Consider the following 17,026-nt stretch of genomic DNA (forward strand, 5'->3'; position numbering starts at 1 on the left):
CAAAGGCAACCTCGCCTCTACTCTACCTTGCTCACTAACTGTTCCAGCAGATCGATATGCAGCGGATCGTCATTAAGTGCAGGAATATAGTGGAAAGCCTCGCCCCCCGCATGCAGGAAAATTTCACGGTTCTGTTCCTGAATCTCTTCCAACGTCTCCAGACAGTCAGCCGCAAAACCTGGGCACATAATCTGAATATGTTTCACGCCCTGCGCGGGCAAACCCTGCATGGTTTCATCCGTGTACGGCGTCAGCCAGGGTTCACGACCAAAACGCGACTGGAAGGTCATCATTATTTTCCCTTCCGGCAGCCCCAGCGCGGCAATCAGCGCCTCCGTGGTCGCCCGGCAGCGTTGCGGATAGTCATCGCCTTCATTGGCGTACCGCACGGGGATGCCGTGATAGGAGATGACTAATCTGTCTGGTTCACCATGTTCAGCAAAAGACCGTTCGACACGGTGCTTCAGCGCCGCAATATAAGCAGGATGTTCGGCATAATCACGGATAAAGCGAATCGCAGGCAACTGACGATTATCACGTAGCTGCGCCGCGAGCCCATCCCACACCGCTGCGGTTGTTGAGCAGGAATATTGCGGATACATCGGCAAGACCACTAGTTGCGTTACGCCCTGCGCCAGTAATTTATCCAGCGCTGAACGCAGGCTGGGCGAACCATAGCTCATGCCTAGCTCGACAGGCGTTTCCGGCATTCGCCCAGCCAGTGCCTGCTGCTGTCGACGGCTAATCACCAACAGCGGCGATCCGCCCTCCATCCACACCGATTGATAGAGTTTCGCCACTCGCGGAGAGCGGGTTGGCAGGATAATACCGCGCAGTAACGGCCACCATAGCAGACGCGGCGTATCCACCACACGGCGGTCGCTTAAAAACTCAGCCAGATAGCGCTTCACCGCCTGCGACGTCGGCGCATCGGGTGTCCCTAAGTTCACCATCAGCACACCGTATTTCTCTTGTTTCATCGCCGTCTTCCTTTTATGGAGAAGCAGGCTTTCTTTCAGCCCGCCCGTGCGTAACATCAAGTGTCTATACCCTAAATAATTCGAGTTGCAGGCAGGCGGCAACCGCACGAATCCCCAGGAGCTTACACAAGTAAGTGACTGGGGTGAGCAAGGGAAGCCAACGAACATGCAGCTTGAAGTATGACGGGTATATTGTAGCGAAAAAAAGCTAAACAAATACGGGTAGATACTAGGGATAACGCCGATGCTACCAATAGAGGAAATCAGGCGAATGGGGAATTCAGAACGGAAAAATGCCAGACCGTCGTCTGGCATTTCTGTGACTACGTGATATTCGCAGAGAAAAATTAGCCCAGAATCGTTTCCAGTTCTGCGCGAACCTCTTCCACTTTACGCGTGCCTTCTACTTTGAAATAGCGCGTATTACCCGCGTCAGCTTCTTTCTGATAGTAAGAAACCAGTGGCGCAGTCTGCTGATGATACTCAACCAGACGCTTACGCACGGTATCTTCGTGATCGTCTTTACGGATAGTCAGATCTTCGCCTGTCACATCGTCTTTGCCTTCAACTTTAGGCGGATTGAATTTTACGTGATAGACACGACCGGACGCCGCATGCACGCGACGGCCAACGATACGATCGATGATCAGTTCGTCAGGAACTGCGAATTCGATAACGTAATCCACATTGATGCCAGCATCTTTCATAGCATCAGCTTGTGGAATGGTGCGTGGGAAGCCATCCAGCAGAAAACCGTTACGGCAATCGTCCTGGGCGATGCGTTCTTTAACCAGAGCAATGACCAGTTCATCAGTGACGAGTTTACCTGCGTCCATGATTTCTTTAGCCTGTTTGCCCAATTCAGTACCCGCTTTTACCGCAGCACGCAGCATGTCACCCGTGGAAATCTGCGGAATACCGTATTTTTCCATGATGAATTGAGCCTGAGTACCTTTGCCTGCGCCCGGAGCGCCCAGCAGAATAATACGCATCGCGTAAATCCCCTTGCTATGTAATATTTATAAAATAAATTTGAAAAACGCTAAACCATACCATTCCAGACGCTTATGCTCAAGGAACGGGCTCGCTTCAGCAACGCGCAAGCAGATGAAAAAAAGCCAGATGCCTACAAATACGGTTTGCCGTCTGCCCAATGTTGCCATTCAGTGTAGACGAAGAAACGCTCAATAGCGGAAGGAAGCGCAAAAATCGGGGGAAGACCCCGGTGGTAACCGGGGTCTGGAGGGTATGACTATCAGGCACTTAGCAGCTGATTCATACGACGAATGAACAAGTTCGGGTCGTCCAATGTCCCACGCTCGGCCAGCAGAGCCTGATCCAGCAGCAGCTCAACCCACTCGCCAAACTCCGCTTCATCAGAAACGTCGGCAGCACGTTTAATTAACGCGTGTTCCGGGTTCAGTTCAAAAATGTACTTCACTTCCGGTGCCTGTTGGCCCGCTGCGGCGAACAGCTTCGCCATCTGCGTACTCATCTCGTCTGCATCTGTTACGACAATCGCAGGCGTATCGGTCAAACGGTACGTGAAGCGCACATCTTTGACACGCTCACCCAGCAGGGTTTTCACACGCTCAACAAACGGCTCCAGCGCTTTCTGTGCTTCTTTCTGTTCCTCGTTTTCTTCGTCGGCCAGTTTATCCAGCGCCTCGTCTGCTTTGCTGACAGACTGGAAGGATTTACCGTCGAACTCGGTCAGGTAGCTCATCATCCACTCGTCAATGCGCTCGGACAACAGCAATACCTCGATACCTTTCTTACGGAACAGCTCCAGGTGTGGGCTGCTCTTCGCCGCCGCATAACTATCTGCGGTGATGTAGTAGATCTTGTCCTGACCTTCTACCATCCGGCTAACGTAATCTTCCAGTGACACCGTCTGCGCGGAACTGTCAGATTGCGTGGTAGCAAAACGCAGCAGTTTCGCAATGGCTTCACGGTTGCTGCCATCTTCCGCCGGGCCTTCTTTCAGCACCAGACCAAATTGCTGCCAGAACGTCTGGTATTTTTCCGCGTCGTCTTTCGCCAGCTTATCCAGCATTTGCAGCACACGCTTAGTCAGCGCATTACGCAGATTTTGCGTCACACGGCTGTCCTGCAGAATCTCACGGGAAACGTTCAGCGGCAGATCGTTGGAATCAATCAGGCCACGAACAAAGCGCAGGTAGTTAGGCATGAACTGTTCGGCGTCATCCATAATGAAGACGCGCTGAACGTACAATTTCAGGCCGTGTTTATGATCGCGGTTCCACATATCCCACGGTGCACGAGCAGGGATATAAAGCAAGCTGGTGTATTCCTGCTTGCCTTCCACACGGTTGTGGCTCCAGCTCAGCGGATCGGTAAAGTCATGGGAGATGTGTTTATAGAATTCGTTGTACTCATCATCGCTGACTTCAGATTTACTGCGTGTCCACAGGGCTTGAGCCTTGTTAATTTTTTCCCAGCTAACCGTGGACTCGCCGCCTTCTTCTTCACTTTCTGTCTGAGATTCGATTTCTACCGGCAGCGCGATATGGTCGGAGTATTTGCTGATGACGGAACGCACACGCCAGTCATCGAGAAACTCGTCTTCACCTTCACGCAGATGCAGAGTGATTTCCGTTCCACGATCGTCTTTGGTGATGTCAGCAATGGTGTAATCCCCTTCCCCGGCGGATTCCCAATACACGCCTTGATCGGCATTTGCACCCGCTGCGCGGGTACGCACGGTCACTTTATCCGCCACGATGAAAGCGGAATAGAAACCCACACCGAACTGGCCAATCAGTTGGCTATCTTTAACCTGATCGGAACCCATGGATTCCAGAAACGCCTTGGTGCCAGATTTCGCAATCGTACCCAGATTATCAATCACTTCGTCACGGCTCATGCCGATGCCGTTGTCAGAAATCGTCAGCGTACGTTTTTCTTTATCCGTGGACACGCGTACACGCAGGTCGCCATCGCCCGCATACAATTCTGGCGTGGACAGCGCACGGAAACGTAGCTTGTCTGCCGCATCAGAGGCGTTGGAGATCAATTCACGCAGAAAAATTTCTTTATTGGAATAGAGCGAATGGATCATCAAATGCAGGAGTTGCTTAACTTCGGACTGGAACCCGCGAGTTTCTTGGCCTTTCATACTCATTGTTGCTTACCTCAATCCTAATATTATTCAGGCTGATTAAACTGACGATAAGTAACAGATGGGGATAAACTGCGGTGGTTTCAAGGGGTAAATTTTAGTGAAAAAAGAAAACGATGAGATGGGCACGGAAAGCAAGACTGCGGCAGCCAGAGAATGGCGCTGGCCGCCGACAGGTTAAAACCGGAAAGGCTGGCGTCCTGCGAGTGAATGGGACAGCGTGGTGCCATCGACCATTTCCAGCTCACCGCCAACGGGAACACCGTGAGCAATGCGGCTGGCCATCACGCCGTGTTGCGCGCACAGCTCAGCAATATAGTTCGCTGTAGCATCGCCTTCTACCGTCGGGTTAGTTGCCAGAATCACTTCGCTTATCGATTCCACTTGCAGGCGCTCTTCCAGGCGCCCCAAACCGATATCATCCGGGCCAATGCCATCCAGCGGCGACAAATGCCCCATCAACACAAAGTAACGACCGGCAAACTGCCCCGTCTGTTCAATAGCATGAATATCAGCCGGGCTTTCCACCACGCAAATCTGCCCATTTTGCTGGCGGCGCGGATTCGAACAAATCGCACAAACGTCCTGTTCAGTGAATGTCCGGCAATCGCTACAGTGGCCGATTTCGGACATCGCCCGCGTCAACGCCTGTGCCAAACGCATACCGCCGCTGCGGTTACGTTGCAGCAGTTGAAACGCCATGCGCTGTGCCGATTTGGGCCCAACGCCCGGCAGGCAGCGCAGCGCTTCCATCAATGATTCAAGAAGCGGACTGGTCTGCATCAGAACGGCATCTTGAAGCCTGGCGGCAGTTGCATGCCGCTGGAAACCGCTGCCATTTTCTCTTTCTGCGTTTCCGCGATACGGCGAGCGGCATCGTTGAACGCCGCAGCGATCAGATCTTCCAGCATCTCTTTATCGTCTTCCATCAGGCTTGGATCGATCTCAACACGACGGCAGTTATGCGCACCGTTGATCGTGATTTTCACCAGACCCGCGCCCGATTCGCCCGTGACTTCCAGATTTGCCACTTCTTCCTGCATCTGCTGCATTTTTTCCTGCATCTGCTGGGCTTGCTTCATCAGGTTGCCAATTCCACCTTTACCAAACATAGTTTTCTCTCTATCACGTCGGGCTGCGTACTCGCAGCGGTTAAACAGGGCGGATACTTTCTTCGTCCAGTTCCGCATCAAAGAAACGCCGCAGCGTTTGAATCGTTGTGTCGGCCAGAATCGACTGACGCGCCTGCGCCAGCTTCTCTTCATAGATAGCCTGACGCCACTCCAACGGCGTCCGCACCGCTGGGTTGTCGTCTTCCGTAATCCGTAATTCTACAGGATGCCCGTAGTGAGCCGTCAATGCATCCGCCAGCGTCTTTTGTGCCGCCGGCGAATTCAAATGCCGTTGCGATGAACGCAGATGCAGATGGACCTTGCCTGCCTCCTCGCTCTCCTTAAATGCATTGAGTGCCAGCTGTTGTACCAGCTTTGGCAGCGTCAGGCGATGGATTTCCGCCGCCCAGGCATCTCGTTTCAGTGACTCTTCCGCCAGCCGTGCCGCCAGTTCAGGCGTCTTTTCATGCTCTAATGCCGAACGCAGCGCTTTTGGTGTCGCCACATCGACCTTCTCTTCATCGACTTTGTTTTGCGCCCGCCAACGATAGGCTTCCGGCTTTTTAGGCTCGGAGGGAGACGTTTTCGCGTTTTGCCGTTGAATGCTGCGCTCAGTCACAGAAGCTAACCGCTCCAGCGCTGAGGTTGCCGGCCGCGTGTTGTCAGACGCTGCCGGTTCAGCCTTTTTTGGTGGCGTACTCCCCTGTTTTCGCAGTAGCTGACTGCGCGCCTGTAACAGCTGAGACGTCGCATCAGGCAGTTCACTCTCACCATGCTGCTCAGCAGAACCGACTGAAGCAGGCGGTTCTCCTAACGGCGGCGCATACGCGGATGCATCCATCGGTGGTTCGGGCGAATAAGATGGTGTCAGCACGTCAGCCTGAGTCTCACCGTACTGCGGCGCTGGCGTACGAATCTTCGCCGATGCCGTGGCAACGGCCTGCGGCACAGCGGGTTGAATAGTTGGCGCTTGTGCAACCTGAACGGGCGCTACTGGTTCAGCGATAATCTGACTGGGATGAAACGCCAGCGCCCTCAGTAGCGTCATTTCAACGCCCATCCGCCGATCTGGCGCGAAAGGCAGCTCTTTGCGGCCAATTAACATCGTCTGGTAATAAAGCTGCACGTCCGTTGGCGGCAGCGCACGCGCCAAATCCCGCATACGGGCTTCAACGGCCGCGTAATCATCTCCCAACGCCGCAGGCAGCAGTTGAACCATGGCAATACGGTGTAACAGCGTCTGGGTTTCTACCAGCAGCGATTCCCAGTCCACACCCCGTGCCGCGACCTGATCTAACAGCGACATGACCTGTGCACCATCGCCTTTTGCCAATGCCTCAATGAGTGCCAGCGGTTGCTCATCGTCCAATGTGCCCAGCATTTGGCTGACTGACGCCGTCGTGACCTGCCCCTGCCCCATGGCAATGGCCTGATCGGTCAGGCTCAACGCATCACGCAAGCTCCCATCGGCAGCGCGTGCCAGGAGTTGCAGCGCACGGGGCTCACTGACAAGGTTTTCGGCCTGTAATACCTGTTCCAGATGCGCGCGAATCTGTTCGGCATCCAGCGCTTTGAGGTGAAATTGCAGGCAGCGTGACAGAATGGTCACTGGCAGTTTCTGCGGATCGGTGGTCGCCAGCAGGAATTTAACGTGCGGAGGCGGTTCTTCCAGCGTTTTCAGCAGCGCATTAAAGCTGTGGCGCGATAGCATGTGTACTTCGTCAATCAGGTACACCTTAAATCGTCCGCGCGCGGGGGCGTACTGCACGTTATCCAGCAGATCGCGTGTATCTTCTACTTTAGTACGAGACGCAGCATCGATTTCGATCAAATCAACAAAACGGCCCTGTTCGATTTCGCGGCAGTTATCACACTGGCCACACGGCGTCGCCGTCACGCCCTGTTCGCAATTCAGCCCTTTTGCCAGCAAACGGGCAATCGACGTCTTCCCGACGCCACGGGTGCCAGAAAACAAATAAGCGTGATGGATTCTGCCTAAGGAAAGGCCGTTAGCCAACGCGGTCAGGACGTGTTCCTGACCGACAACTTGGGTAAAGGTTTGGGGACGCCACTTACGGGCAAGAACCTGATAGCTCATCAATACCGCAACAGTCGAGTTATTGAGGCGATCATGCTAACACAGCCACGCCGCTATCGGCGAGACTGTTATGATTAATGTCCGGGGAAGTCAACCAGACTATAGCAGGTGACACCCATCCCAGTCAGGCGTTGCTCGCCGCCCAGATCGAACAAGTTAATGATAAAAGCGGCATCGTTGACCATACCGCCCAGACGACGAATCAGTTTCACCGTCGCTTCGAGCGTGCCGCCCGTTGCCAGCAGATCGTCGATCACCAGCACATTATCGCCAGCAGAGATCGCATCTGAATGGATTTCCAGCGTATCTGAACCATACTCGAGTTCATAGCTTTCGCTGATCGTCGGACGTGGCAGCTTGCCCGGTTTACGCACGGGAACAAAACCCACGCCCAGCGCTAAAGCAACCGGTGCGCCAAACAGAAAACCACGCGCTTCCGTACCGACAACCTTCGTCACGCCGCTGTTGCGGTAACGGTTCGCCAGCATCTCAATACTGGCCGCATAGGCCACAGGATCTTCCAGCAGGCTGGTGACATCACGGAACAGTATGCCCGGCTTCGGATAATCGGGGATGCTTTTGATACTGTTTTTAATTAATTCTGCCTGCTGCTGCGCTGTTACGGTCATCATAGTTGTGCCTGATAAAACGTTCTGAACATACAAATGCCGGTCACCACAAGGCTTTCATCATCTCATAGCGTGATGAAGAGGCATTATGACAAAGAGGAAAATGGCGACCCGCGCACGAAAACGGTCAAATCTAGTCAAAGTGACGGACAAATGCAACTATCCGCACTCTGGGTGCGTATTTTTTGTATTTCCGTCACAGGACCGCCGCTTACGCTATCTTTTCGGATTCGCGCCCTGCGTTTGTTGTTCTGGATCAAGCACGGGTAAACGAAGCATAAAGGTCAACAAAATAGCCAAAATGACCAATAGCAAGATCCTGACCCAAACCAGCTTAACCAGCCAGAGCGAAAGCGCAAACGTTAACAGAATCATGGTGACTGCCTTCCATTTTGCCCCCGGCGGCAGAGCCCGATGTTGCTGCCAATGGCGCAGGTAGCTGCCAAACCACGAACGGTACAGTAGCCAGTCATGGAAACGCGGGGATGAGCGGGCAAAACACCAGGCGGCCAGTAACAAGAAAGGCGTGGTTGGCAATAAAGGTAACACGACGCCCAACGTTGCCAGCACAACGGAAACCCACCCCAATATAATCAACAACACGCGATACATATTCACCTTTACGCTTTGTTCACTACCAATATGCTTTGTCTACTCAGTATTTCTTGCCTACGACAATATCCATCACACTTTATCACCACCTTGCTCAATGGATTAGTTAAGATATCCTCATGCAAGGCAGCTCAAACTCACCATGCTGGTATACCACGCGCAGACGCTCTGAATCATCAACTTTACGGTAAGGAAAAAAGTGAACACGCATCGATTGCTGCAAGCGCTTGAACAACAAATTACCACGCTGGCAAAAGAGCTTGAACCGCTGGCGGATAAAGCCGTGCCGCAATCGCGCTTTGACCGCCAGCTCTTTAGCAGTTACGGCACCCGACTGCGGGATTATCGCGCTGAAGTTGAGCAAAATCTGCATGCAATAAAACAGCTGGTCGCCGAGCAACGCACCGAACGCGTAGCATTTCTGGCAGAAAAGCTGATCAGCCAAATAGCCGCACTGCAGCGCGAACTGGCGACGCAATCATTACGCAGGCAAGAGCAACGTGCTGCCCCGCAGCCGGAAGATGTGTACCACAAACTGGCAGAACATCAGGATTATGAACGCCGTTTGCTCTCCATGATTCAAGATAGAGAAAGCCTGCTCATCACACAGACACTTTTCAGCGAGCAACAGCGGTTACAAAAAGAGCTGGCGGCGCTGGAAGGACGACTATCACGCTGCCGTCAGGCGCTATCGCGACTGGAGCGTCAAATCGAACGCCGGGAGCAAGGGCTATAGCGCAGCGGTTCGTCGAGGAAAAAGAGGAATGACGTTATGTCACTTGAAAATGCCCCACCCGAAATCAAGCTAGCGGTCGATTTGATTATGTTGCTGGAAGAAAACCAGATCGAGCCACATATCGCACTGGCTGCTCTGGAGATTGTACGTACCGATTTTGAGAAAAAGCTCTCGCCAAAAGACGGCGACGCAGACCTCATCATCAAAGGGAAATCTCCCAGGTAATTAGAGGTGAGAGACGTTAGCGCCGTCGAGCGACGGCTTACTCAGCGGGTTTACGTAACGCCGGGCTAAAATGCAGCATATCGATAAAGGCATCCACAAGCGCCGGAGCTTCCTGATCGAGATCGAAACTTTCCGGCATAAATAGCCAGTTTTCCATCACACCGGAAAAATAGGCACGCAGCGCAATCGCAGCACGGCGGGAATGAATGTCCGTCGGCAACATGCCCAGACGAATACACTCAATCAGGTTTTCTTCAATATCGACATAGCAAGAAAGATAAAGCTCTTTGCGCGCATTATACGATTGCAACATTTCACCGACAAACTCACATTTGTGAAAAGCGATCTCCATAATGGATCGCCAGTGAGTATCACTAACTGTTAAACGCAGCATATAAATCAATAATTCACGCATCACGCAGAGTGGATTATCAGGGAATTTTGTCTGATACTCTATTTCAAACTCACTGATTTTCGACTCTGCCAACGCCCAGATCTCATCGAAAATTTCGGCCTTGTTCTTAAAGTGCCAATAAATAGCACCGCGGGTCACACCAGCAGCAGTCGCAATGTCGGACAATGAAGTCGCAGACACACCATGCTCAGAGAACACTCTTAACGCGGTATCCAGTATCTGTTGTCGGGTTTCCTGAGCCTGTTTTTTGGTTTTTCGTGCCATGATAATTTGGTTTTTCGTGCCATAACGCTGTATTTGAAGGAAAGTGAGATTTACATACATTCAAGTATGTATGTAACATAGCACGAACATAAGACTATAGCAGCAATGGGTTTTTGGGCTTGTGATCCATTGGTCAATTTCAAATCGGACACTTGAGGTTTATCTATGAACAAAAACAGAAGGCTAACGCCTCTGGCGGCAGTTCTGATGCTTTCTGGCGGCTTAATGCTCGCAGGATGTGATGGCGGCAATAATCAGCAAGGCGACACACAGCAGCAGATGCCTGAAGTGGGTATTGTCACGTTAAAAACGGAAGCACTGAATGTCATGACCGAGCTGCCGGGCCGTACAAGTGCTTACCGCATTGCTGAAGTTCGCCCACAGGTTGGTGGGATTATTCTCAAACGCAACTTCGTTGAAGGGTCGGACGTTAAAGCAGGTGCATCGCTGTATCAAATCGATCCGGCGACCTATCAGGCAAGCTACAACAGCGCCAAAGGTTCACTCGCTCAGGCTCAGGCTCAGGCAGAAATTGCCCGTCTGACCGTTAACCGTTATAAGCCACTGCTAGGCACCAACTACGTCAGCAAGCAGGATTATGACCAGGCCGTCGCCACGTCGCGTCAAGCTGATGCTGCCGTTCAGGCTGCCAAAGCGGCAGTGGACACCACACAAATCAATCTGGCTTACACCAAAGTCAGTTCACCTATCGAAGGCCGTGTGGGTAAATCCACGGTAACGGAAGGCGCCTTGGTGGCAACCGGGCAAGCAACTGCATTAACGACCGTGCAACAGCTTGATCCGATTTATGTTGACGTCACACAGTCCAGCAACGATTTCCTGCAACTGAAAAGAGAGTTGGAAAACGGTACGCTGAAACAAAGCGCAGGCAAAGCTAATGTCCGCCTGCTACTGGAAAACGGTACTGAATATGCCGAGGCAGGTACATTAGAATTCTCTGATGTCACGGTAGATGAAACCACCGGCTCCATCACACTGCGTGCCATCTTCCCTAACCCGCAGCACAACCTTCTTCCCGGTATGTTTGTACGCGCACGTCTCGATTCCGGCGTTAACCCGACGGCATTATTAGTGCCGCAGCAGGGTGTTACTCGCGACCCACGTGGCCAGGCTACCGCTATGGTGGTTGGGGAAGGCGATAAAGTGGAACCCCGTACGCTTACAACCAGTAAAGCAGTTGGTGACAAATGGTTGGTTACCGAAGGCTTGAAAGCGGGCGATCGCGTTATTGTTACGGGTCTGCAAAAAATCAGCCCCGGTGCGCAGGTGAAAACTCAAGAAGTCGCTCAAGAAAATCAGCAGGCACAGCAAGCGCCAGCAGAACCCGCGAAGTCTTAAGACGTTCTAACAGGAGCCGGTACAATTCATGGCTAAGTTTTTTATAGATCGACCCATTTTTGCATGGGTACTCGCCATCATGGTGATGCTGACGGGGTTGCTGGCAATTGTTAAATTACCGATTGCCCAGTATCCGACGATCGCACCACCTGCGATTGACGTAACAGCAACTTATCCAGGGGCCGATGCATCAACGCTGCAAGATTCCGTTACGCAGGTTATCGAACAGAATATGAACGGCATCGATAACCTGATGTATATGTCATCAAGCAGTGACTCTTCCGGTACAGTTCAGATTACGCTGACGTTTGAGGCAGGTACGGATCCGGACATCGCACAGGTTCAGGTGCAGAATAAACTGCAACTGGCCATGCCGCTGCTGCCACAGGAAGTACAACAGCAAGGGGTTAACGTCCAGAAATCCAGTAGCAGCTTCCTCATGGTTGCCGCCTTCATCAGTGAAGACGGTAAAATGTCACAGGAAGATATCGCTGACTATGTGGCCGCTAACGTTAAAGACCCTATCAGCCGTACATCCGGCGTGGGTGACGCTCAGCTGTTTGGTTCACAGTACGCGATGCGTATCTGGCTGGATCCAAACAAACTGAACAACTATCAGTTAACCGCAGGTGACGTCACCGCGGCAATTCGTGTTCAAAACAACCAGATCGCCGCAGGACAGTTAGGGGGCGCACCACCAGTTCCCGGCCAGCAATTAAATGCCTCGATCATTGCGCAGACCCGTCTGAATTCAGCAGAGGAATTTTCTAAAATACTGCTGAAAGTCAATGCTGATGGGTCTCAGGTTCGCCTTAAAGATGTCGCACGCGTTGAGCTGGGCGCAGAAGGCTACGACGTCATAGCACGTTTCAATGGTAAACCTGCTGCCGGTATCGGTATCAAATTGGCAACAGGCGCAAACGCGCTGGATACGGCAACTGCGGTAAAAGAGGCACTGACGAAAGCGGAAGAGTTCTTCCCTGCCGGCCTGAAAGTTGTTTACCCGTACGATACAACACCCTTCGTTAAGATCTCGATCAACGAAGTAGTGAAAACGCTGGTGGAAGCCATCGTGCTGGTATTCCTTGTGATGTATCTGTTCTTGCAGAACTTCCGTGCCACGCTGATCCCAACCATCGCGGTACCTGTCGTCTTGCTGGGGACATTTGCCATCCTCTCCGCGTTTGGCTATTCCATTAACACCTTGACGATGTTCGCAATGGTTCTCGCCATCGGGCTTCTGGTGGATGATGCCATCGTCGTCGTGGAAAACGTGGAACGTGTCATGGCGGAAGAAGGCCTGCCGCCTAAAGAAGCGACAAAACGTTCCATGGAGCAGATCCAGGGCGCGTTGGTTGGTATTGCGTTGGTACTGTCCGCGGTATTCGTCCCAATGGCGTTTACCGGTGGTTCCACAGGGGCAATCTACCGCCAGTTCTCCATCACTATCGTTTCTGCGATGGTGCTGTCGGTGATGGTCGCGTTGATCCTGACTCCTGCTCTTTGTGCAACGCTGTTAAAACCGATTGCCAAAGGCGATCACAGTGAGAAAACAGGCTTCTTCGGCTGGTTCAACAGGCTGTTTGAGAAAAGCACGCACCATTACACCGATAGCGTGGCAAATATCCTGCGTAGCACAGGCCGTTATCTGGTCATCTATCTGCTGATTGTTGTGGGTCTGGCGCTGTTGTTCTTACGTCTACCGACTTCCTTCCTGCCAGACGAAGATCAGGGGGTTCTCCTGAACATCGTTCAGTTGCCTTCAGGGGCAACGCAGGAAAATACCCAGAAAATCATGGACAGAATGACGCAATACTATCTCGAAAATGAGAAAGGCAACGTCAAGTCTGTGTTTACCGTAACGGGCTTTGGGTTCTCTGGTCGTGGGCAAAACGCCGGTCTGGCTTTCGCCAGCCTGAATGACTGGAGTGAACGAAGCGGCGCCGAAAATAAAGTTATGGCGATTGCAGGACGAGCAAACGCAGCCTTTAGCCAGTATAAAGAAGCTATGGTTTTCGCAGTCAACCTTCCTGCGATTATCGAACTGGGTACCGCAACAGGTTTCGACTTCCAGCTGATTGACCAGGCTAACCTTGGGCACGCAAAACTGACGGAAGCACGTAACCAACTACTAGGCATGGCGGCACAACGCCCTGATACCCTGGAACAAGTTCGTCCTAACGGGATGGAAGATACACCGCAGTTCCGTCTCGATATCGATCAGGAAAAAGCACAGGCGCTTGGCGTGTCGCTGTCGGATATCAGTTCAACATTGGCAACCACGCTGGGTGGTTCTTATGTAAATGACTTTATCGATCGCGGTCGCGTGAAGAAAGTGTACGTTCAGGCTGATGCGCCTTTCCGTATGCTGCCGGATGACATCAAAAACTGGTACATCCGCGGTAGCAACGGACAAATGGTGCCATTCTCTGCCTTTACGCAGAGCCACTGGGAATACGGTTCACCGCGTCTGGAACGTTATAACGGCCAACCATCCATGCAGATCCAAGGTCAAGCCGCGCCAGGTAAGAGTACTGGTGAAGCCATGGCATTGATGGAAAGTTTCGTGGCCCAGTTACCGCAAGGTATCGGCTACGAATGGACGGGTATGTCCTATCAGGAGCGGTTATCAGGCAACCAGGCACCGGCAATCTATGCGATTTCACTGATTGTTGTGTTCCTGTGTCTGGCAGCACTTTATGAAAGCTGGTCAATACCGTTCTCCGTCATGCTGGTTGTTCCACTGGGGATCATCGGCGCATTGATTGCGGCAAATATGACAGGTCTTGAAAACGACGTTTACTTTAAGGTGGGCCTGCTGACAACCATAGGGCTATCCGCGAAGAACGCCATATTGATCGTCGAATTTGCTAAAGATCTGATGGAAAAAGAAGGGAAAGGACTGATAGAAGCAACGCTGGATGCCGTTCGTATGCGTTTGCGCCCAATCCTGATGACATCACTGGCCTTTATCCTCGGCGTAATGCCACTGGTAATCAGTAGTGGAGCAGGTTCCGGTGCACAGAACGCCGTTGGTACTGGCGTAATGGGCGGGATGATTACCGCAACCGTGCTGGCTATCTTCTTCGTTCCCGTGTTCTTTGTGGTTGTCCGCCGTCGCTTCGGCAAAAAAGTAGACGACACAACAGCGCACTAAGACTGAACAAACACCGTTCTCAACTCTAAAAGGCCGCCTAGCGGCCTTTTTTATTTCCCTATGCCTTTCCCCTTTTCGATTGATTAACCCACCTCAGACAGCGCTGTTTACAGCTTTATCCGTATCTATAGTGACTTAGGGGATTCCGCGCTCTCAAAACAACATAATGGTTGATCCCGATGCCAAAAAAGCGCAACATAATGCATATGTTATAACATAACAAAAGAGGTAAGTATGAAAGCAGGTATTCATCCTGACTACCGCACGGTGGTATTTCACGATACCAGCGCAGATGTCTATTACAGGACGGGCTCAACAATTAAAACCGATCGAACCATTGAACTGGAGGGTACCAGCTACCCTTACGTCACCATTGACGTTTCTTCGGCATCGCATCCCTATTACACCGGGAAGCAAAAAGAATATTCCAAAGAAGGCAGCACAGCGCGCTTCCAGCAGCGCTTTGGGAACTTCTTCAAGTAATCAGAGAGGGTTATTAAATGCAGGTGCTTAGTTCGCTGCGTTCAGCAAAAAATCGTCACAAAGATTGTATTGTGGTTCGCCGTCGCGGGCGAGTTTACGTTATATGCAAATCCAATCCGCGCTTTAAGGCCGTGCAAGGCGGAAAAAAGAAAAAAGGTTAATCTTTCTCGACCCCATCCCGATACAGTCTGTGTTATGGCGTTAACAAGGCTGTACGGGATGCGCGCATGAAAAAACTTCTGAAACAATAAGATAACCCGCACCAATCTCGCTTATCTACTGCACAATTCCTTCGCATTCCTTCTGCCATTTCTCATATTTTCAGATAGAAATAATTAAATAATCAGCAGCCGAGTTTATTCTATGCTCATTGTTACAACAAAAAATATGAGGATTAATCAAAATAAATAGCGGTAAAAACCTTACCTATTATCAGCGAACTTTACGAACGCTTTTGCTATAGTCATATATAGAATGACGTAACCGTAACCAAGATGGTACAGCTATACTTAAGGTTAAGTCATGATAGATTGGTATTTACGCCAACCCTATTTCGCGACATAGTAGATAGTAGGAGGTATAAACATCTCTGTTGTCTCATTCATTGCGGAACAAATCACAATCGCTCAACGCTCTGTCTGTAACAACATGAATACGAAACAGCGTTAACGTTTTATCTTGCAAGTTTCATCAGTCTACCTGTTTACCAGGTGTTAACCGAAGTAACACTGAATAACGGCTTAACGGAGGGATTGATATGGATGAGTACACACCAAAACATTATGATATTGCCCAACTCAGATTCTTATGTGAGAATCTGTGTGACGAAAGCATAGCAACGTTAGGCGATAGCAGCCACGGCTGGGTCAATGATCCAACATCTGCGATCAATCTCCAATTAAATGAACTTATTGAGCATATCGCTACGTTTATTCTCACATTTAAAATAAAATACCCTAACGAAAGTGAGCTTTCAGAGCAGGTTGAAAAGTATTTGGATGATACTTACGTCTTGTTTAGCAACTATGGGATTAATGATGCTGAACTGCGGCGCTGGCAGAAGTCCAAAGCAAAATTATTCGGAATGTTCTCAGGGGAGAACGTCTGTACGCCTGCTAAAACTTAAGCAATAATTTATTTATATTTTTTAACCACCAGGTACTGTTTGCATAGGCCATTATGAAAAAAATCGACTATTTGATGCGTTTGCGTAAATGCACAACCATTGACACTCTCGAACGCGTTATTGAAAAAAACAAGTATGAACTCTCTAATGATGAACTGGAGATGTTCTTTTCCGCAGCCGATCATCGTCTGGCAGAACTGACGATGAACAAACTTTACGACAAAGTTCCTACCGCAGTATGGCGATACGTCCGTTAATTCCAAACGAAACGTATACAAAAACTGACATTAATACACTGCGCCGATAATATTATCGGCCTTTGTTTTTATTATCTTTTTAACGTATTAATTGAGTAATACTTGTAACAAATTGTATTTAGAATATTAAGCAAAAATGAATTACCCTTCAGACCTCCACGTTTATTTACTCCCCATTTATCATTTATAACAGCCGCATCTATAACATTACGAATAGTATATCCAGTGATAAAAACAGACGATGCAATAATTGGCACAATTATTACTCACCGAGCAAAGAAGCTCAGTATCCTTCCGGAGAAGCAAAGAACAATAAAACTGAAATGATGGTTCGGAGCTTATGTGTGCCAGAGAGCAGGCTCACGGTCAAAAATGGGTATGTGGCAGAAAGCAGCGTTTACGAGCAGTGGATGAAGATCGATCTGACGACG

17 protein-coding genes are annotated in these 17,026 nt (G+C 50.7%); 8 read left to right on the top strand and 9 right to left on the bottom strand.

The genetic code is table 11. From position 1 onward, the window contains the following. Window positions 1-17: 17 nt before the first annotated feature. The 8 genes from hemH to I2D83_RS16590 form a co-directional block, all read right to left on the bottom strand. Window positions 18-980 carry a ferrochelatase gene (gene hemH, locus I2D83_RS16555; protein ID WP_205948211.1) on the bottom strand — a complete coding sequence of 321 codons (963 nt, stop codon included), beginning with the start codon at window positions 978-980 and terminating at the stop codon, window positions 18-20. Window positions 981-1,327: 347 nt separating this feature from the next. Then, window positions 1,328-1,972 (bottom strand): adenylate kinase, encoded by a 645-nt coding sequence (gene adk, locus I2D83_RS16560; protein WP_180778298.1) that lies wholly within the window; start codon window positions 1,970-1,972, stop codon window positions 1,328-1,330. A gap of 263 nt (window positions 1,973-2,235) precedes the next feature. Beyond that, entirely contained in the window at window positions 2,236-4,119 is a 1,884-nt protein-coding gene (htpG, locus tag I2D83_RS16565; protein WP_181830076.1) for a molecular chaperone HtpG, read from the bottom strand. Window positions 4,120-4,299: 180 nt separating this feature from the next. Next, the gene (recR, locus tag I2D83_RS16570; RefSeq protein ID WP_014914551.1) at window positions 4,300-4,905 is read right to left on the bottom strand and encodes a recombination mediator RecR; all 606 of its coding nucleotides are present in this window, start codon (window positions 4,903-4,905) and stop codon (window positions 4,300-4,302) included. Then, window positions 4,905-5,234: a YbaB/EbfC family nucleoid-associated protein gene (locus tag I2D83_RS16575; protein WP_010286242.1), complete on the bottom strand. Its 330-nt coding sequence runs from the start codon at window positions 5,232-5,234 to the stop codon at window positions 4,905-4,907. The genes recR and I2D83_RS16575 overlap by 1 nt, the downstream gene beginning before the upstream one ends. A 40-nt stretch (window positions 5,235-5,274) precedes the next feature. Continuing rightward, entirely contained in the window at window positions 5,275-7,332 is a 2,058-nt protein-coding gene (gene dnaX, locus I2D83_RS16580; protein ID WP_205946943.1) for a DNA polymerase III subunit gamma/tau, read from the bottom strand. A 74-nt stretch (window positions 7,333-7,406) separates the two neighbouring features. Beyond that, window positions 7,407-7,961: an adenine phosphoribosyltransferase gene (gene apt / locus I2D83_RS16585; RefSeq protein ID WP_205948212.1), complete on the bottom strand. Its 555-nt coding sequence runs from the start codon at window positions 7,959-7,961 to the stop codon at window positions 7,407-7,409. Window positions 7,962-8,177: 216 nt separating this feature from the next. Further along, window positions 8,178-8,573 carry a DUF454 family protein gene (locus I2D83_RS16590; protein WP_015839367.1) on the bottom strand — a complete coding sequence of 132 codons (396 nt, stop codon included), beginning with the start codon at window positions 8,571-8,573 and terminating at the stop codon, window positions 8,178-8,180. 199 nt (window positions 8,574-8,772) lie between these two features. On the opposite strand from I2D83_RS16590, the gene priC reads away from it, so the two are divergent. Next, a complete protein-coding gene (gene priC, locus I2D83_RS16595; RefSeq protein ID WP_205946944.1) occupies window positions 8,773-9,309 on the top strand; it encodes a primosomal replication protein PriC in 537 nt (178 codons plus the stop codon). A gap of 36 nt (window positions 9,310-9,345) precedes the next feature. Continuing rightward, entirely contained in the window at window positions 9,346-9,534 is a 189-nt protein-coding gene (rsmS, locus tag I2D83_RS16600; RefSeq protein WP_015839365.1) for a pleiotropic regulatory protein RsmS, read from the top strand. Window positions 9,535-9,571: 37 nt separating this feature from the next. Here the strand turns inward: rsmS and acrR are convergent, their stop codons facing one another. Continuing rightward, complete coding sequence (acrR, locus tag I2D83_RS16605; RefSeq protein WP_181844585.1) at window positions 9,572-10,213, bottom strand: multidrug efflux transporter transcriptional repressor AcrR; 642 nt, start codon at window positions 10,211-10,213, stop codon at window positions 9,572-9,574. Window positions 10,214-10,378: 165 nt separating this feature from the next. On the opposite strand from acrR, the gene I2D83_RS16610 reads away from it, so the two are divergent. The 6 genes from I2D83_RS16610 (at window position 10,379) to I2D83_RS16635 (ending at window position 16,595) form a co-directional block, all read left to right on the top strand. Beyond that, on the top strand, window positions 10,379-11,572 hold the full coding sequence (locus I2D83_RS16610) for an efflux RND transporter periplasmic adaptor subunit (RefSeq protein WP_205946945.1): 1,194 nt from the start codon (window positions 10,379-10,381) through the stop codon (window positions 11,570-11,572). A gap of 28 nt (window positions 11,573-11,600) precedes the next feature. Further along, the gene (locus I2D83_RS16615) at window positions 11,601-14,729 is read left to right on the top strand and encodes an efflux RND transporter permease subunit (RefSeq protein ID WP_015839362.1); all 3,129 of its coding nucleotides are present in this window, start codon (window positions 11,601-11,603) and stop codon (window positions 14,727-14,729) included. 234 nt (window positions 14,730-14,963) lie between these two features. Beyond that, entirely contained in the window at window positions 14,964-15,212 is a 249-nt protein-coding gene (locus I2D83_RS16620) for a type B 50S ribosomal protein L31 (protein ID WP_015839361.1), read from the top strand. 17 nt (window positions 15,213-15,229) lie between these two features. Next, the gene (ykgO, locus tag I2D83_RS16625) at window positions 15,230-15,373 is read left to right on the top strand and encodes a type B 50S ribosomal protein L36 (RefSeq protein WP_005976091.1); all 144 of its coding nucleotides are present in this window, start codon (window positions 15,230-15,232) and stop codon (window positions 15,371-15,373) included. Window positions 15,374-15,969: 596 nt separating this feature from the next. Further along, complete coding sequence (gene tomB, locus I2D83_RS16630; RefSeq protein WP_005976089.1) at window positions 15,970-16,338, top strand: Hha toxicity modulator TomB; 369 nt, start codon at window positions 15,970-15,972, stop codon at window positions 16,336-16,338. A gap of 53 nt (window positions 16,339-16,391) precedes the next feature. Then, the gene (locus tag I2D83_RS16635) at window positions 16,392-16,595 is read left to right on the top strand and encodes an HHA domain-containing protein (RefSeq protein ID WP_005976087.1); all 204 of its coding nucleotides are present in this window, start codon (window positions 16,392-16,394) and stop codon (window positions 16,593-16,595) included. The last annotated feature ends 431 nt before the right edge of the window (window positions 16,596-17,026 follow it).

Source organism: Pectobacterium aroidearum (assembly GCF_015689195.1).
Classification (GTDB): domain Bacteria; phylum Pseudomonadota; class Gammaproteobacteria; order Enterobacterales; family Enterobacteriaceae; genus Pectobacterium; species Pectobacterium aroidearum.

Excerpts from the sequence above, each read along its gene's own strand:
- hemH (WP_205948211.1), bottom strand. The coding sequence starts at position 980 with ATGAAACAAGAGAAATACGGTGTGCTGATGGTGAACTTAGGGACACCC.
- adk (WP_180778298.1), bottom strand. The coding sequence starts at position 1,972 with ATGCGTATTATTCTGCTGGGCGCTCCGGGCGCAGGCAAAGGTACTCAG.
- htpG (WP_181830076.1), bottom strand. The coding sequence starts at position 4,119 with ATGAAAGGCCAAGAAACTCGCGGGTTCCAGTCCGAAGTTAAGCAACTC.
- recR (WP_014914551.1), bottom strand. The coding sequence starts at position 4,905 with ATGCAGACCAGTCCGCTTCTTGAATCATTGATGGAAGCGCTGCGCTGC.
- I2D83_RS16575 (WP_010286242.1), bottom strand. The coding sequence starts at position 5,234 with ATGTTTGGTAAAGGTGGAATTGGCAACCTGATGAAGCAAGCCCAGCAG.
- dnaX (WP_205946943.1), bottom strand. The coding sequence starts at position 7,332 with ATGAGCTATCAGGTTCTTGCCCGTAAGTGGCGTCCCCAAACCTTTACC.
- apt (WP_205948212.1), bottom strand. The coding sequence starts at position 7,961 with ATGACCGTAACAGCGCAGCAGCAGGCAGAATTAATTAAAAACAGTATC.
- I2D83_RS16590 (WP_015839367.1), bottom strand. The coding sequence starts at position 8,573 with ATGTATCGCGTGTTGTTGATTATATTGGGGTGGGTTTCCGTTGTGCTG.
- rsmS (WP_015839365.1), top strand. The coding sequence starts at position 9,346 with ATGTCACTTGAAAATGCCCCACCCGAAATCAAGCTAGCGGTCGATTTG.
- acrR (WP_181844585.1), bottom strand. The coding sequence starts at position 10,213 with ATGGCACGAAAAACCAAAAAACAGGCTCAGGAAACCCGACAACAGATA.
- I2D83_RS16610 (WP_205946945.1), top strand. The coding sequence starts at position 10,379 with ATGAACAAAAACAGAAGGCTAACGCCTCTGGCGGCAGTTCTGATGCTT.
- I2D83_RS16615 (WP_015839362.1), top strand. The coding sequence starts at position 11,601 with ATGGCTAAGTTTTTTATAGATCGACCCATTTTTGCATGGGTACTCGCC.
- I2D83_RS16620 (WP_015839361.1), top strand. The coding sequence starts at position 14,964 with ATGAAAGCAGGTATTCATCCTGACTACCGCACGGTGGTATTTCACGAT.
- ykgO (WP_005976091.1), top strand. The coding sequence starts at position 15,230 with ATGCAGGTGCTTAGTTCGCTGCGTTCAGCAAAAAATCGTCACAAAGAT.
- tomB (WP_005976089.1), top strand. The coding sequence starts at position 15,970 with ATGGATGAGTACACACCAAAACATTATGATATTGCCCAACTCAGATTC.
- I2D83_RS16635 (WP_005976087.1), top strand. The coding sequence starts at position 16,392 with ATGAAAAAAATCGACTATTTGATGCGTTTGCGTAAATGCACAACCATT.